The organism is Microbacterium sp. AC035 (assembly GCF_979258485.1).
Map to the genome: position 1 here is coordinate 2,740,844 of NZ_OZ409858.1, position 15,443 is coordinate 2,756,286.

General features: G+C 66.1%; 13 protein-coding genes and 1 pseudogene. 7 read left to right on the plus strand and 7 right to left on the minus strand.

The features are described 5' to 3' along the window. Positions 1 to 20: 20 nt before the first annotated feature. Genes ACZ0AA_RS13235 through ACZ0AA_RS13245 form a run of 3 tightly spaced genes read right to left on the minus strand, consistent with a single transcriptional unit; the run spans position 21 to position 3,348 of the window. Positions 21 to 938: a carbohydrate ABC transporter permease gene (locus ACZ0AA_RS13235; RefSeq protein WP_463513198.1), complete on the minus strand. Its 918-nt coding sequence runs from the start codon at positions 936 to 938 to the stop codon at positions 21 to 23. Continuing rightward, the gene (locus tag ACZ0AA_RS13240) at positions 935 to 1,963 is read right to left on the minus strand and encodes a carbohydrate ABC transporter permease (protein ID WP_400863550.1); all 1,029 of its coding nucleotides are present in this window, start codon (positions 1,961 to 1,963) and stop codon (positions 935 to 937) included. Before ACZ0AA_RS13240 ends, ACZ0AA_RS13235 begins: the two co-directional genes overlap by 4 nt. After that, on the minus strand, positions 1,960 to 3,348 hold the full coding sequence (locus ACZ0AA_RS13245) for an ABC transporter substrate-binding protein (protein WP_400863547.1): 1,389 nt from the start codon (positions 3,346 to 3,348) through the stop codon (positions 1,960 to 1,962). Before ACZ0AA_RS13245 ends, ACZ0AA_RS13240 begins: the two co-directional genes overlap by 4 nt. 124 nt (positions 3,349 to 3,472) lie before the next feature. On the opposite strand from ACZ0AA_RS13245, the gene ACZ0AA_RS13250 reads away from it, so the two are divergent. After that, positions 3,473 to 4,624, plus strand: coding sequence for an ROK family protein (locus ACZ0AA_RS13250; protein WP_400863544.1), 1,152 nt, complete (start codon positions 3,473 to 3,475; stop codon positions 4,622 to 4,624). Positions 4,625 to 4,648: 24 nt separating this feature from the next. Beyond that, the gene (locus ACZ0AA_RS13255; protein WP_201470604.1) at positions 4,649 to 4,876 is read left to right on the plus strand and encodes an RNA-binding S4 domain-containing protein; all 228 of its coding nucleotides are present in this window, start codon (positions 4,649 to 4,651) and stop codon (positions 4,874 to 4,876) included. A gap of 22 nt (positions 4,877 to 4,898) precedes the next feature. Here ACZ0AA_RS13255 and ACZ0AA_RS13260 read toward each other — a convergent pair whose 3' ends face one another. Further along, positions 4,899 to 5,456: a dihydrofolate reductase family protein gene (locus ACZ0AA_RS13260; protein ID WP_400863541.1), complete on the minus strand. Its 558-nt coding sequence runs from the start codon at positions 5,454 to 5,456 to the stop codon at positions 4,899 to 4,901. A gap of 254 nt (positions 5,457 to 5,710) precedes the next feature. On the opposite strand from ACZ0AA_RS13260, the gene ACZ0AA_RS13265 reads away from it, so the two are divergent. The 3 genes from ACZ0AA_RS13265 to ACZ0AA_RS13275 all read left to right on the plus strand — a co-directional run bounded on the left by ACZ0AA_RS13265 (position 5,711) and on the right by ACZ0AA_RS13275 (position 10,810). Further along, entirely contained in the window at positions 5,711 to 6,607 is an 897-nt protein-coding gene (locus ACZ0AA_RS13265) for an SDR family oxidoreductase (protein ID WP_400863538.1), read from the plus strand. A gap of 99 nt (positions 6,608 to 6,706) precedes the next feature. After that, entirely contained in the window at positions 6,707 to 7,492 is a 786-nt protein-coding gene (locus ACZ0AA_RS13270) for a DNA/RNA non-specific endonuclease (RefSeq protein WP_400863532.1), read from the plus strand. 726 nt (positions 7,493 to 8,218) lie between these two features. Further along, positions 8,219 to 10,810 (plus strand): helix-turn-helix transcriptional regulator, encoded by a 2,592-nt coding sequence (locus ACZ0AA_RS13275; protein WP_400863530.1) that lies wholly within the window; start codon positions 8,219 to 8,221, stop codon positions 10,808 to 10,810. A gap of 193 nt (positions 10,811 to 11,003) precedes the next feature. On the opposite strand, the gene ACZ0AA_RS13280 is transcribed toward ACZ0AA_RS13275, so the two are convergent. Beyond that, positions 11,004 to 11,555, minus strand: coding sequence for a pyridoxamine 5'-phosphate oxidase family protein (locus tag ACZ0AA_RS13280; protein ID WP_400863528.1), 552 nt, complete (start codon positions 11,553 to 11,555; stop codon positions 11,004 to 11,006). Positions 11,556 to 11,827: 272 nt separating this feature from the next. Here ACZ0AA_RS13280 and ACZ0AA_RS13285 point away from each other — a divergent pair, with 272 nt between their 5' ends. Together ACZ0AA_RS13285 and ACZ0AA_RS13290 are read left to right on the plus strand one after the other, a co-directional pair. After that, positions 11,828 to 11,953 carry a hypothetical protein gene (locus ACZ0AA_RS13285; protein ID WP_400863526.1) on the plus strand — a complete coding sequence of 42 codons (126 nt, stop codon included), beginning with the start codon at positions 11,828 to 11,830 and terminating at the stop codon, positions 11,951 to 11,953. Continuing rightward, the gene (locus ACZ0AA_RS13290; RefSeq protein WP_463513199.1) at positions 11,953 to 14,727 is read left to right on the plus strand and encodes an NACHT domain-containing protein; all 2,775 of its coding nucleotides are present in this window, start codon (positions 11,953 to 11,955) and stop codon (positions 14,725 to 14,727) included. The genes ACZ0AA_RS13285 and ACZ0AA_RS13290 overlap by 1 nt, the downstream gene beginning before the upstream one ends. Positions 14,728 to 14,868: 141 nt before the next feature. Here ACZ0AA_RS13290 and ACZ0AA_RS13295 read toward each other — a convergent pair. Both ACZ0AA_RS13295 and ACZ0AA_RS13300 read right to left on the minus strand, forming a co-directional pair. Beyond that, positions 14,869 to 15,207: pseudogene (locus ACZ0AA_RS13295) on the minus strand (DnaB-like helicase C-terminal domain-containing protein); the annotation flags it as partial. A gap of 41 nt (positions 15,208 to 15,248) precedes the next feature. Beyond that, a complete protein-coding gene (locus ACZ0AA_RS13300) occupies positions 15,249 to 15,443 on the minus strand; it encodes a three-helix bundle dimerization domain-containing protein (protein ID WP_400863517.1) in 195 nt (64 codons plus the stop codon).

Consider the following 15,443-nt stretch of genomic DNA (forward strand, 5'->3'; position numbering starts at 1 on the left):
GCCTTCTTTCCAGCGGGGACTCAGCCCTTCTCCGCACCGGCGGTGAGGCCTCCGACGAGGAGCCGCTCGGAGGCGAAGAAGAGAAGGATGATGGGCAGGGTGAGGATCACGGATCCGGCCATGAGCACCGTGGTGGGGACCTCGATGCTCCCGGAGAGCTGCGAGAGGCCGAGCGAGACCGTCCACGAATCGCGCTTCTCGACGAGGAACAGCAGCGCGAAGAGGAACTCGTTCCACGCGATCATGAAGATGAACAGGCCGTTCGAGACGATCGCGGGCATGGCGAGCGGGATGCTGACTCTGCGCATGATCTGGAACCGGGTGCAGCCGTCGAGCGCCGCAGCCTCCTCGAGCGACACAGGGATCGTCGCGAAGTAGTTGCGCAGCGTGTAGATCGACACCGCCGCAACCTGCGACACGTAGACGATCAGGAGTCCGACGAGGGACCCGCGCAGGCCGATCTGGGTGAAGAACACGAACAGCGGCACCGCCAGCAGGATCGCGGGGAAGAAGTACACAGCCAGGAACAGTCCGGAGACCTGTCGGCGTCCGAAGAACGCCAGCCTGCTGACGGCGTACGAGCCGGGGATCGACACCAGGAGCGTCAGCACCACGGTCGCGAGCGCGACCAGCAGCGAGTTGCGCATGAAGACGATGAAGCCCTGCCCCCCGGCGTCGACGGGTGCGAGGACGTCGAGGTAGGTCGAGAAGTCGAGCTCCTCGATCGTGATCCACAGGGCGCCGGGGTTCTGCAGCAGCGAGTCGAGTGACCTGAAGCTCAGGAGCACCATGTAGTAGAACGGCACGACGGCAGCGAGCACCAGCAGCACGATCACGATCGGTCGCAGGATGCCGAACAGCCCGTTCTCGAATCGATCGCGGTCGAATCCGCTCTTCGCGCGCCTGGTTCCGGTGGCGGCGTCGGTCGAAGCGCTCATGCCTGCTCCTCCTGTCGGCCGAAGATCTTGAGATAGACACCGACGAGCACGGCCAGAATCGCCGCGAGAACCAGGGCCTGAGCCGCCGCGGCGCCGATGTCACCGCGAGCCGTGAGCAGGTCGAACACCCGCACCGAGACGACCTCGGTGCCGGCTCCGCCACCGGTGAGCAGGTAGATGTCGTCGAAGTTGTTGAACGTCCAGATGAACCGCAGCACGCAGAGAACGGCGATCGTCGGAAGCAGCTGGGGAAGGAGGATGTGCCGGAAGCGCTGCGTGGGCGTCGCGCCATCGACCCTGGCGGCCTCATCGAGCACGCCGGGCACCGCCTCGAGGCGTGCAGTGAGGAACAGGAAGGCGAACGGGAACGAGCGCCAGGCCTCGAACAGGATGACGGTGATGAGCGCCATGGGCAGCTCCACCTGCCAGCCGAAGATGCTCACGGGCAGGGCGCGGTCTGAGAGGAACGCGATCGGCTCCTCCCATCCGAGCACAGTGGTGCCGAACCAGTTGACGATGCCGAACTGGGGATTGAGCATGGTCGACCATACGAACGTGGCGGCGACGACAGGGGCGACGTACGGCAGCAGCAGCGACGCACGCACGAGACCGCGTCCGCGGAACGGCTTGCGCAGGGCGAGAGCCGCGGCGAGGCCGATGCCGATCGCCAGCGCGGTGCCGCACACGGCGTAGACGATCGTGGTCCACAGCGCGCTGAAGAACCCGGGTGACGTCAAGACGTCGATGAAGTTGTCGAGGGTGTAGTCGCCGATGATGCCGGTGCCGCGGATGTTGATCAGGCGGACGTCCTGGAAAGCGAGGGAGATCGCCCAGATGATCGGGAGGACCACGGCCACCAGGATGATGACGAACGTCGGCGAGATGAGCAGGAGCCCGGCGCGGTTCTCCTCCCGGGTGTGCCTCGAGCCGCGCCGCGGCTTCGCGGCCACGCTCGTTCTGCGCGGGGTGGTGCCGGGCTCGGGGCTCGGTGCCCCGAGCCCGGATCCCTCGACGACTCTGCTCACTTCAGCGACTCTGCGATCGAGCGCACGGTCTCCGCGGCGGTCGAGGCGGCGTCCGTCGGGTCCCCGCCCTGGGCGACGTCGCTCACCGCCGTCGCTACGGGGAGCTCGCCCTGCAGCGCGCCGAGCAGCGAGCCCTGTCCCTGGGTGATGCCCCAGCGAGCGAGATCCTCGGGACCGGAGGCGACGGCCTCGAGAACCTCAGGCGTGTAGAAGTCGGACAACGGCGCCTTGGTGTCTACACCGGCGGGCAGCGTGGCCCACATGTCGGAGAAGCGCGTCGGCTCTTCGGGTGTCCCGGTGCGGACGGGTACCTTGCCCTCGGGGGCGATGGCGATCCAGGGCTCGTAGCCGTCGCTCATCATGTACTCGACGAACGACTGCGAGGCGTCGGTGTTCGCACCCTCGGTGATCGTCCACGAGGTGATCTCGCCGAACTGCGCCGCGGCGTCGGCATCGGGTCCGGCGATCGAGGTGACCACGCCGGTGTTGGCTGCGAGGAAGGCCGGGTCTGCGAGGCATTCGGGGCACGACGGCTTGGCATCCTCACGCAGGCCCGCCAGCTCGTCGAGCACGAAGCTCGACCAGATGAACATGGCGGCGTCTCCGGCGAAGTACGTCGCGCGGGTCGTATCGACGTCCTGCGCACCCGGCACCGAATAGTCTCCGGTCAGCTCGCCGTAGAACTCGAACGCGCCCACGCAGGCGTCGGAGTCGAGTTCGACGTCGCCGTCTTCGTTCACGAGCTCGCATCCGTTGCCGAGCGCGATCTGCTCGAAGGTCTGCTCCGTGAAGGCGTCTCCCGGGGCAGTGGCGCCGACGAAGCCGGCGATCTCCGGCGAGTCGAGGGTCTTCGCCGCTTCGAGGATCGACTCGTAGGAGTCGGGGGCGTCCAGGCCCGCGGCCTCGAAGAGATCGGTGCGGTAGAAGAGCATCTGGGTCCACGATTCGCTCGGGATCGCCAGGCTGGTGTCGCCGTCGGAGGTCAGCGCGAGCGCGTTCTCGGAGAACGTCGTGGCGTCGAGCGCGTCGATCGTCGCCGCCACCGCATCCGTGTCGACGAACTCATTGGCAGACAGCGTGCGCACCTGAGGCAGCGAGATGCCGCCGATCACGTCCGGCAGGTCACCTGCTGCGGCAGACGAGGTGATGAGCTGGGCGAACTGGTCTTCGGCGACCGAGACGACCTCGACCTCGATGCCGGTCTCCTCGGTGAACGCGTCGACGATCTCCTGCGTCGCCGCCACCCGATCGGGGAGGTCCTCCTGCAGCCAGAAGGTGATGCCGGCATCGCCGCCCTCGTCGTCTCCGGAACTCGTGCATCCGGTGAGGGCGAGCGCCGTCACGCACACCGCGGCCATTGCTGCTGCTGTCGCACGGGTATTCACTATGCGCCTCCTTGCGCTGGAAATGCAGGACAGAGCCGTCGGGGCGACTCCCATTAAGACTAAACGCTAGACATAAGTCGCCTAGCTGTCAAGCATTAAGCTGAACTCGTCGTCAGGAGGTTCGATGTCCGGTCCCGGTGAAGTCCTCGATCTCATCAGAGAGCGCCGTGCGGTCACGCGCGGCGACGTGCTCGATGTGACCGGAATGTCACGGATGACCGTCGCCACGCGCATCGACGCGTTGCTCGATGCAGGGCTCATCATCGAGTCGGGAACCGAGAAGGTCACATCTGGTCGACCATCGCGGCGCCTCGAGTTCAACACCGCGCACGCACACATCATCGCCGCCAACGTCGACACCACGCACACCACCGTGGCCCTGACCGACCTGGCCGGTCGCGTGACCGCGGAGGACCGCATCGAGGTCGCCGTCGCCGACGGGCCCGACGTCACCCTCAACGCGATCGCCGAGCATGCGAAGCGGCTCCTGTCGCGTGCCGGCATCAAGCGGGAGGACGTGGCGGCGATCGCGCTCAGCATCCCCGGTCCGGTCGATCCCGATACCGAGCGCCCTTCCCAGCCCCCGATCATGCCCGGATGGGACGCCTATCCGATCCCCGATCATCTGCACGACGCACTCGGAGTCCCGGTGCTCGTCTCGAATGACGCCGATGCCGCCGCCCTCGGCGAGCAGCGCGCCGCACATCCCGACTCGCGGTCGCTGTGCTTCATCAAGGTGTCGTCCGGAATCGGCACGGGCATCGTGCTGGGCGGCAGGGCCTACCGCGGCGCCGATGGAGGTGCGGGCGACATCGGTCATGTGAAGATCGCCGGGCACGACGACCTCCTGTGCCAGTGCGGCGCACACGGGTGCCTCGCCGCAGCGGCATCCGGCCGCGCCGTCGCCAGAGCTCTCTCCGAGCTCGGCAAGCCCGCCTCATCGGCATCCGACGTCGGCACCTACCTCGCCGACGGCGACCCCGATGCGGCACGCCTCACTCAGGCAGCCGGTCGAGTGATCGGCGAGGTCGTCGCGACGGTCGTCTCGCTCCTCAATCCGTCCGAAGTCGTGCTCGGCGGGATGCTGGCGTCGCCGCCATTGCTGGCCGGCGTGCGCGAGACCCTCTACCCCCGCTCGCTCCCCCGCGCCACCCGGCACCTGAGCATCAGCCAGTCGACACTGGGCGAGAGGGCGACGGCCGTGGGCCTCGCCGCGATGGTCGTCGAGCGGGAGTACTCGGCGTCGGCGGTCAACGCGGCGCTCGCTCGCGGCTGAGCGGAGCCGGATACCATCGGAGTCATGACGAATTCCGGCCGTATCGACGATGTCTCCATCGGCGGCGAGATGATCCGCCTCGGGCAGTTCCTGAAGTACTCGGGTCTGCTCGACTCAGGCGGCAACGCCAAGGAGGTCGTGATCGACGGGTTCGTGAAGGTCAACGATGAGGTCGATCGTCGCCGAGGCCGTCAGCTGCACGACGGCGACCTGGTCACCTTCGAGGGCCGCACCGTCCGCGTGCGCCCCTGACGCCGCCCGCCGCCTGCCGCGGTCATCGCCGCGTCGCGTAGCGGAGGAACATCACCCCGCTGCTGAAGCGCCGATCGTCGAGCAGTTCGAGATCGACGTGCACATCGCCGGGGAAGAACGGCTTGCCGCCGCCGACGATCCCGGGGCCGATGAACAGACCGAACTCGTCGACCAGGCCCGCGCGGATCGCCTCGGCCGCAAGCGTCGGCCCGTCGACCGTGAGGTCTCTGTCGGACTCGGCCTTCCACCGTTCGATCGTCTCAGGGTCGAAGGTCCGCTCGAGCCGCGTGCGCTCGCTCGACACCTCGGTGAGAGTCTTCGAGAAGACGACCTTGTCGGCCGCCTGCCAGACCCGTGCGTAGTCGATGCCGACCTGCGGCTGATCGGGCTCGAGGTGGGCAGTCTCCCAATAGACCATCGTCTCGTACATGCGTCGGCCGTACAGATACGTGCCGACATCGGCGAACTGCCGGTTGATGAAGTCGTGCAGCTCTTCATCGAGCGCCCAGTCGAACCCTCCATGGGGCCCGCTGACGTACCCGTCGAGTGACGTGATCATGGAGTAGACGAGTCGGGCCATGCGGCGAGGCTACTCCGGGCGCCCGGGGCTGGTCGACCCCTTCGCCTCGCCCTCTCGGGAGGAGATCACCCGTTCGGGAGGAGGAATTCCGCGCATCTCTCCTCCCTACCCGGAGATCTCCTCCTCACGCGACCTCGGTCAGTCCCGAGACTCGCACTAGCGACCTGACTGCCGAGACGCAAGGCGCTGGCCCACATCTCCGCCTCGGCGCAGGCTGGGGACATACCCCAGACCGACGACCGAGAGGACACATCATGTCTCGCGACCAGTACACCTTCGTCAACCCGGCCGAGCTGTATTCCGACATCGAGCCCGAGAAGCAGCACATGCCAGAACCCGGACTCGACGCCGATCTCGCACCGAAGGCCGACCTGGGCGAGGAGAGCTACCGTGGCACCGGCCGTCTCACCGGTCGCAAGGCTCTCATCACCGGCGGCGACTCGGGCATCGGTGCGGCGACCGCGATCGCCTTCGCTCGCGAAGGCGCAGATGTGGCGCTCTCGTACCTGCCAGAAGAGGAAGAGGATGCTGCGCGCATCGCCGGCATCCTTCGCGATGCAGGCGCGACCGTGGCGCAGATCCCCGGCGATCTGCGGGATCCCGAGTACTGCCGCACTCTCGTCGCAGAGGCGGTCGGGGCTCTCGGCGGTCTCGACATCCTCGTCAACAACGGCGGCAAGCAGGTCTACCAGGAGTCTCTGACCGACATCACGGACGAGCAGTTCGACGACACCTTCAAGACGAACGTCTACGCGATGTTCTGGATCACGAAGGCGGCGCTGCCGCACCTCCCGGCCGGTTCGACGATCATCAACACCACGTCGATCCAGGCGTACTCCCCGTCGGGAATCCTCGTCGACTACGCGTCGACCAAGGCCACGATCAACGCGTTCACCAAGGGCCTCGCCGAGCAGCTCGCACCGAAGGGCATCCGCGTGAACGCCGTGGCTCCGGGCCCGATCTGGACGCCGCTGCAGCCGAGCGACGGACAGCCGCAGGAGAAGCTCCCGGAGTTCGGGGAGGACACGCCTCTCGGCCGCATGGGACAGCCCGCCGAACTGGCACCCGCCTACGTGTTCCTCGCCTCGGCCGAGTCGAGCTACGTCGCGGGCGAGACGCTCAACGTCAACGGCGGCATGCCCACCCCGTGAGTCGCTGATCGCGAACGCCCCCTCCCGAATCGATCGGGAGGGGGCGTTCCGCTTTCGGCAGCCCTGGGAGATGTCGGTGGAACGAGGCAATATGGCGGTATGCCAGACGGATACGACCCCGACTTCCTCCCGACACGGGTTCCCCTCCCCCGGCCGGCGCAGGATGCGACAGAACTGACGTATCCGCGTTTCTCCGTACTGCTGGACGCCGCCCGGCGGCTGGCTGCGGTGACCGGCGTGAACATCGACGGAGCGCTGCTCCGCGAGCTGCCCCGCACCGGCGAGTGGCGGCTCGATCCCCGGGTCGACGCCGGCCTGCAGACCGGGCCCGAGGTGTACGCGCGCAACGACCTCGACCGCGGCCACCTCGTGCGGCGTCGCGACCCCGGCTGGGGCGATGTCGACGATGCCAGATCGGCCACCGAGGCGACGTTCTTCTACACGAACGCCGCCCCGCAGGCAGCCGGCTTCAATCAGTCGAAAGAACTCTGGCTCGGGCTCGAAGACCACGTGATCGAGTATGCCGAGGCGACCGATCAGCGCCTCTCGGTCTTCACCGCTCCTGTGCTGGGCGACGATGACCCGCCGTATCGCGGCATCCGCATCCCCGTCCGGTTCTGGAAGATCGCGGCGTGGCAGGGGGACGAGGGCCTGTCCGCCACCGCGTTCGTGCTCGACCAGTCCGAACTCGTCGACACCTCCGACGGCCTGCTCGCCGCGCCGCCATTGGGTGCCTTCCGCACGTTCCAGGTGCCGATCGCCGAGATCGCTCGAGCCACGGGGCTCGACGTGGGGCCGTTGCTCGACGCCGACGTGCTCGCCCAGCGCAGCGCCCGATCGACGGAGTGGCGGCCGCTCGCCTCCGCATCCGACATCATGCTCTAGCCGTCTAGCCGTCGAGCCGTGAGCGAATGGATGAACGCCGCCACGATCCGGGGAGGAAGAAGTCGCGATCGGGGAGGAATGCGACTCTGTGGCGGCGTTCGCGCGGATGATCCGCGGTGATCCGACTGGGTGATCGAACCCTCCAACAATCTCTCGCACCGCGTGCCCGCGCCCGGAGATCGGGCCGGATTCCGAGCCGCAGCGGCGGTCTTCGGTGCCGATCCCTGACCTTTCAGTGGCGCGGAGCGACCGACGCAGTAGTGCCGTGTGCGGCGCACTCGCTGACGAGGATGCTACGCCGCGTTCTTCAGCACCACATGCTCGAGTGGCGGAAGACGGCACGGCGCTGCATACAGCACTTGCGGTCACGCAGGGGTTGCCTGCAGCCGTGAGAAATCAATGGCTGTCTCCCAGCGGTTCAGCAGTGGTCCGCGCGGATCTCAGTGGCCGCCCGTCGCCGTTGCGTAGCCCGAACGGGGGCGCCTGCAGGGTCCGAGACGATCATGCTCAGTACTCACGACCCCGCTACTGCCCTGCGCCTCTCATCCCGCGGATCATCACCGAGCGGTACGCAAGCTGCTCGGTCGGTCCGCGTACCATGCCGCATTCGAGGCAGCATCCGCTCGGTCGTGCGGAAGGCTCTCTGTGAGGAGCAGCAGCGTCGGCTCGCCATTGTGTCTATCCCGTCTCGGGTCCTGGAGTGTACGTTTTGCAGAGGAACAGCGCGTGAGGAAGCGGGATCTCATGGTGGTCGGTCGCGAAGAGAGTCTCGCTGCAGCAGTGGACCTCATTCAGGCGGGTGTCAGCGTCGATGTCGTCGGCAGCCGCGGTTCCGGTCGCAGCGCATTCCTCACAGCGCTGCGCGCCAGGGTCGAGCAGGACGAGTGGACGGTCGTCTCCGTGCGTGGGATCGCTTCACTGCGCCAGCATCCTCTCGCCGCGCTGCACCTCGCCGGGATCGGCGCCACCCCGGGGCAGCGGCCGGGACCGAACCTCCACGAGACGGCCGACTCGCTGCGCCAGGCGCTCCGCGCGTCCCGCTCGGTGCTGTTCCTCGACGACTGGGACGACCTCGACGAGTCGTCATGGGGCGTCTCGGAGTCGGTGCGACGCGAGTACGGGGTTCCGATCGTCCTCTCGCGCCTGCAGGGCCTTCGTGCCAGGCACACTCCGAGCGGGCTCCCCGCGTCGACTCTCGAGCCCTCGTATGTGATCGACATGACTCCGCTGCGATTCGAAGAGCTCGAGACGGCGCTCGAGACGTATCTCGCGCACCCGATCGAAGCGAGCACGATGAGCCGGGTGTTCGCGAAGTCGGGTGGAAACATCGGCCTCGCCCTGAGCCTGGTGGACGCGACCGTCCGCGAGCAGCGGCTCGTCCTGCGCGGCGGCGAGTGGACGGCGACGCGCGACCTGTGGAGCAGTGGGCTTCGAGCGGTGCTGGAGGCCCACCTCGAGAGCCTCGACGATGCGACTCGCGACGCGCTCGAGATCATCGCGATCGTCGGGGTCGCCGATATCGACACGGCGAGTCAGCTCGTCGACTGGAGCACCCTCGAGCTGCTCGAGGAGCGACGGATGATCACCTTCATCCCCAGCGGCGACCGTCAGCTCGTCGCCGTGATGCCGCCCCTGTTGGTCGAGTTCTTCCGGCATGAGCCGCTGACAGCGCGACGCACCCGACTCACGAGTCAGATCGTCCGTCAGCTGAGCACCCCGGAGTCGGTGTGGTCGGTTCTCACCGACCAGCAGTCGTCCCCGACCGCGGCGGGTGGTCAGGACGCCCTGTTCGTCAGGCTGCTGCAGGAGCGCGCCCGCGCACGCCGCATCGTCACGGCCGCCGAGTGGGAGGCCAACCCGACCGCCGCGAGCGCCGTGCGTTACATCCGCGCACTCATGCACACGCACACGGCGAAGGTGCGAGACGTGATCGCCGAGGTCCTCTCGTCTCCTGCCGCCCGCACAGGCGACGACGCCAGTCGCGCCGAGTTCGCCGCGCTCAAGGCCGAGTGGACCGCCTACGTCGACGACGACCTGAACGGGGCCGTCGTGCAGTTGCAGGAAGCCGCTCCGACCGTGGGGACCCATGCCGGGATGCTGAGGGCAGCAGAGGTGCAGCTGCTCGGGAACCTCGACACGGTGCCCGCCGACTTCGGCAATCGGCTCGAGGTCTCCGACGAGCTGCCGGTGACGGTGAAGCTGGCCATGTTCGAGACTCAGATGAGCGTGCTGGTCAGCCTCGGTCGTTTCTCCGATGCGTTGCGCGTCTTCGGTCTCATCGAGGCTCTCGACAATGAAGAGCAGAGGCACACGCCCCGGGTGCTCCTCGGAATGGCGCTCTTCGGTCAGGGCGACCCCGACGCAGCTCTCGACGTGCTGCAACGCGGATTCGATGAGGCCCACGGATACCTCGACATCGACGCGGTTCGGGCCTTCGGCACCGCCGCGTCCGTGTGCCATCTGGCAGCAGGGGATCATGCCGCCGTCGACGAGCTGCTCGAGGTGATCTTCTCTGCAGGAGAGCCCTCGCCTCTACCTCCGGGAGTGCAGCTCTCGCTGCTCGCGGTGGCCGCCGTGGTCGCGATCCGGCGGGGGCAGGTGGCGACCGGTGAGCGGCTGGCCGCCGACCTGGAGCAGCTCGGCGCTGAAGACGGCCCCCTGCCCGGGCAGAGCGGGGCGTGGCCCCAAGTGCAGCTGCTCGCGTTCGACGGGAGCAGCGAGAAGGCAGCGGAACTGCTCGCACGGTCCGGCAACGCTCTCTGGAATCGTGGAGCACGGGTCGCGGGGCTCACCGCCGAGCTCTCGGCAGTCGAGCTCGACCCGACGCAGGCCCGACTGGCCGTCGCGATGGCACATGCGAAGGAACTCCCGGAGGCGGCGGGATTGGCCGCGCACGCTGTGTTCGTGAGCGCCCTGGTGCAGCGCGACCCTCAGGCGATGCTCGACGTCGCAGATGAACTGGACGTTCGCGGGCTCGCCGGCACGGCTCTCTCCGCCTGCCGCTTCGCGCGGGCCTGGTTCGCAGAGAGCGGAGACGAGTCCGGACAGCGGAATGCCGTCGAACGCGAGGAACAGATCCGTGCGCGTCACCCCGGGAAACACTACGACCTCGCACGGTTCGGAGCGACGGCCGTCACCCTCACTGACCGCGAGAAGGAGGTGGGGCGCCTCGCCGCGGGCGGGCTCGCCAACGCCGAGATCGCCTCCCGGCTCGTGCTGAGTGTGCGCACGGTCGAGAGCCACATGCACCGGATCATGCGCAAGCTCGACGTCTCGAACCGCAGGGAGCTGCGCCGTCACGCCGAAGCGCTGAACTGATCGGCGACCGGCACCGATCGGCGGCATACCGGTCGACAATAGGGCTTGTGCGCTGAGGTCGGTGGTGTCACGCTTGCGTCACAGCTCTGTCGCGCTGTAACGCGACAGCTGGGGTGCCGCCCATTGACGGCATCGGATGGGGCGCCCTTTCTGCCGCCTCCCCCGTGGTGGGGGCGTCCCGTCCTCTCCCGGCTCAGAGTTCTGTGGGAAATCCCGGCAGGCCGTCGATACTCAGTGCGTTGCGGGAGGCGCGGTACTCGGCCATGCCGTCCTCGCCCTTCTTCTCCGCCTGAAGGCGCAGCAGGTCGCGTTCGCCCTTCACCTCCATGACCGGCACACCCCATCCGCACGAGTCGCTGATGCGCGTGACGTTCACCGTGATGACGGCTCTGGTGCTCGGGTGCTCAGGATGCCGCGAGGCCACCTCGTCGAAGCCGGGCTGTCCAGGCAGGAAGACCTCGCCCCGACCATGCAGCCGAACGATGCGGGGACGGATGTCGACCGAGGTGAACATGAGACACACGCGGCCGTTCTCCCGGATGTGCGCGATCGTCTCGATGCCGCTGCCGGTGTAGTCGACCCAGCCGACCCGATGCTCGTCGAGAACCGAGAACGAGTCATGGCCGCGGGGCGACATGTTGACGTGTCCCTCCGCCCCGAGGGGCGCTGTCGCCACGAACCACAGGGGTTGCTTCTCGATCCACTGCGTCAGGTTCTGGTCGATGGAATCGAAGACTTTGGCCACGATCGAAGGCTACCCCTGCGGCGTCCGCGTCCGTCGCCCCGGCGGCGAGGGACTGCTTCGCCGGTCCGCCGCAGACGGCACACTCATCGAGCACGCGGAGACCGGGGACCGACCGACTCGGGTGCAGGAACCGCTCAGATATGTCCGCGCGGACGCGACGGTTCCTGGCCCCGATCAGATGAAATGTCCACGTTCGGCGGCAGTTGGCGGCAAGCGATTTGTCCATCTCGAGGCTCGCTCGGAGGGTACGCCAGACACGGTAGGTTTCACGTATGGCGAAGAACCGGAAGAGCGAACAGCAGATCGCTGTCTTCGGAGAGAGCGGCAGCGGCAAGACCGTCCTGGCCTCATCGTTCTGTGGTGCGACGCAGCAAAAGGCATGCAAGGAGTACTACTGATGAGCGGGCTCGAACCACTCATCGCTTCCGGATTTACCGCCGCTGGGAAGGCTGCCCCGGCGGCTGTGGGACGGCTCGCCGCCGCGATCGGGCTGAAGCTCGCGAAGTCGTGGACATGGCGATGGCGAGTTGCCCGTGACGTAAGACGACAGACTGGGTCCACATTTCCGGCCAAGCGCTACCGAGCGTGGCTGAAGGGCGTGGCGGGAAGAGATCTCCGGAGACCGATTGGCGAAGCGGGTGCAGAGCTGACCGTCACTCTCGATGAGGCACTGTCGGGTGACAAGTCCTGGTCCGTGCGGGACGACCGGCACTCGGTTGCACTCATGCTTGTCCAGGCGACGTATCTTGCCGCCGTGGCCCTTTCAGAGCCCGGAGACGCGGCGCTATTGCAAGAAACATGGGCGCAGGCTCGTCATGACGAGCTACTTGGGCATGTGGCTCAGAAGGCTTCAGGACGACCGCTTCTCAGCCGCGAAGATCGTGGCGCATTGCTCTTGACTGAGTCATCGGCGCGGCGTCGGCGCAGACTGGCTGCGCTCGGCGTCTCGGAGGACCGCGTCACCAATGCACTAGACCTCCTCAACTCGAACACCCCCGTAATCAAGCCTGGAAATCTCTTGATTGTCGTCGGCTCGTTCGGCGCTGGCAAGTCAGAGTTGGCGGAGGCTTGGATCCGCCAACGCATCGGCGACTATGAGGGCGGTTCGTCACTCTCAGTACCCGTGTGGCTCCACGCTAGCGATCTGGGCCACCGACCTCTTGATGAGAGCCTGTCTCATCACGCGAAGCTCGATGAACCCTGCGCAATTGTAGTCGACGGGCTCGACGAGGTTGACGGTCAGGTCGCAGCTCGGATCGTAGAACGCGTGGGAGTGTTCGTCGAGACAAACGCCCAGTCGGTCGCGCTTCTTACGTCCCGGCATGGCGTGCTTCCCAAATCAGATGAGCAGCAGCCGTGGGACGGAGTGACTGCGGATCAAGCTCGCCTACTGATCGAGGCGGTATCTGGCACGAGCCATGCAACCTGGGACTGGAATCCGATGCTCATCGAATCGGTGAGGCGGCCATTCTTCGCGATCGGGGCGGGAGTTCTGCTCGCAGAGGGGGCACGCCCCTCTAGCCAGGCTGACCTCGTTCGACGGCTGGTCGAACTAGCCCTCGCGATGCCTTCGTCTGCTTCGGTATCAGTACAAGACTCCGAGCTGTATCAGCTCCTGGTCCAGGCCGCAGTAGCGCTCGTCACAAACGGTGGGACCTCGGACAGTCTTACGTTTCAGGAGCGTCAGAAGATTCGGACGACCCGCCTCATCACGGGTTCAGACAGTTGCGCTGAGTTCACCTTGCCCATCTTCCAGCAGTGGTTCGCTGCACAAGCCTTGCTGTCTCAGGATGGGCTCTTGACCGAGGCAATATCCGGTCCAAGTTCTTTCGACCGATGGCGCTGGTCGATGTCGATAGCTGGGCTGTCGGCGCCCACCGCAGATGCATTCGACGCATTCGCTCAGACCATCCTGCAAGCCAACCCGGGTGCCGCTGCCTGGGTTCTCGAACAAGTCTCGTCTGCCCGCGGCTGGCCTAACAGGAAGGCAAATCAGTTTGTCGACCCCTCCACAGCCGGTGCGCGGATCCTCCACGCCACGCGAATGTGGATCAATGCCACCGGTGTCTTAGCCGCCAAGTTGTTCCCAGTTAGACACCCGGGTCAGCCGATCTCTCTTCGCATATCGGTTCATGGTGGCACTGTCGGCACTGTCTGGGACAGCATCGCGCCGACGACTGACACCGTGACGTACCTTGACGGTAACTTGAAAGTTCCTCACGATGGCACGTGGACCGTGTATGAGGAAGGCGGAGCGATTCAAGGCCATGAGTGGCCCTGGGCGCGCCAACAGGATCGCGTTGCGAAAGGAATGGCGAAGGCGCTCGAATCAACCTACAGATTGGGACCTGTCGGCGGTATCTGGCACAACGAGTCTCGATACCGTCTCGCACGGGTCATCGCCAACGATCAATCGTTTATGTTCAAACCGCTCGATCGACTGACCATCGCGACGGCTGTAGACGCCCTTCTCGCAGGAGTGGATGATCCACGCGATACTCAATTTTCCCTAAACCGGGAACTTCTTGATGGAGCGGATTTGGTGGACCTCGCCTCATGGCTTAGGAGCCTCCCCGACCCATTCCTCTTTCGCTCCGTGCCTGCGCCCGACCAGGACCCCCAGACAGGGTGGGTGTGGAGCGTGTACTCCGACGCCCAGCTGCTGCGCTTCGTAGCGGAAGCGTACGGGCAAGCGTGCACCGCATATGATGAAGCCCGCAGCGCGGCTTTCCTAGACTTCGACTGGTCGATGGGTACGGCCACGCCGGGTCAATTCGGAGTGGTGGCCGCCGTAGACCCCGGGGATCATACCGATGGCCTAAGCGGTTCCCCCTCGCTAACTATGAGCGTGGTGCCGCTCTCTGTCGTCGAAGCGGAATCGACACGATTCGGCGACTCGGCCCGATTCTCAAGCAATCGGAGGTCGCTGGTTGTTGCTCGGTCAAGTTTCGGACCGCTCGACGACCCTGATGCTGAGCACGACTATTTCATGAGCCTTGCCGAGCGAGGTTCGATATCGAACCTCGCTCCCTTCGGACACCGATCGGTCGTCCATCGCGTCCTGGATCTTACATCCCATCCACGCCCCGCGACCGAGATCGCACTTGAATGGATCTGGGACGACTTGCAGAGGGTGAAGCTCGCACACGGCGCACGCCCTATGCTCCGTTGACGCTGTCCTGGATCGTTTGTCGGAACCGAGAGTCGACTCGCGTTCTCGCCGGTCGCTCGACCGAAATATCCACGTGGGAACACCGTGGATATTTCATCTGCGAAACGGAAATTTCCAACTAGTCCCTACACCTCAGTCGTAGTCGCGGTGCAGCAGGATCACCATGTCGGCGTCCTGCTCGATCGAACCGGACTCGCGCAGGTCGCTGATCGCGGGCTTCTTGTCGGTGCGCTGCTCGGGACCACGGTTCAGTTGCGACAGTGCGATGACGGGAACCTGCAGCTCCTTGGCGATGAGCTTGAGGCTTCGGGAGAACTCCGAGACCTCCTGCTGACGCGACTCGACACGCTTGCCCGACGTCATCAGCTGCAGGTAGTCGATGATGACCATCCGCAGCCCCTCGCGCTGCTTGAGTCGACGGCACTTCGCGCGGATCTCGACGAGCGTCATGTTCGGGCTGTCATCGATGTAGAGCGGAGCAAACCGAAGGCTCAGGTGCGCGAGCCCGTTGCCGGACAGGACTACTTCGCTAGTCGACTACGGACGGCCCGTTCGGTGAGCACGGTGAGATAGTCGGTGACTTTGCTGTTCGAGATCTTCCCGAGTTCCTCGACGGCGAGCGACGAGATGTGCTCATTCTCGACGTCGGGATAGCGCTCGGCCAGTCGGTTGGTGACTTGCTTCACGATCTCTTGAGGGTCGATGTTTGTCGCCAC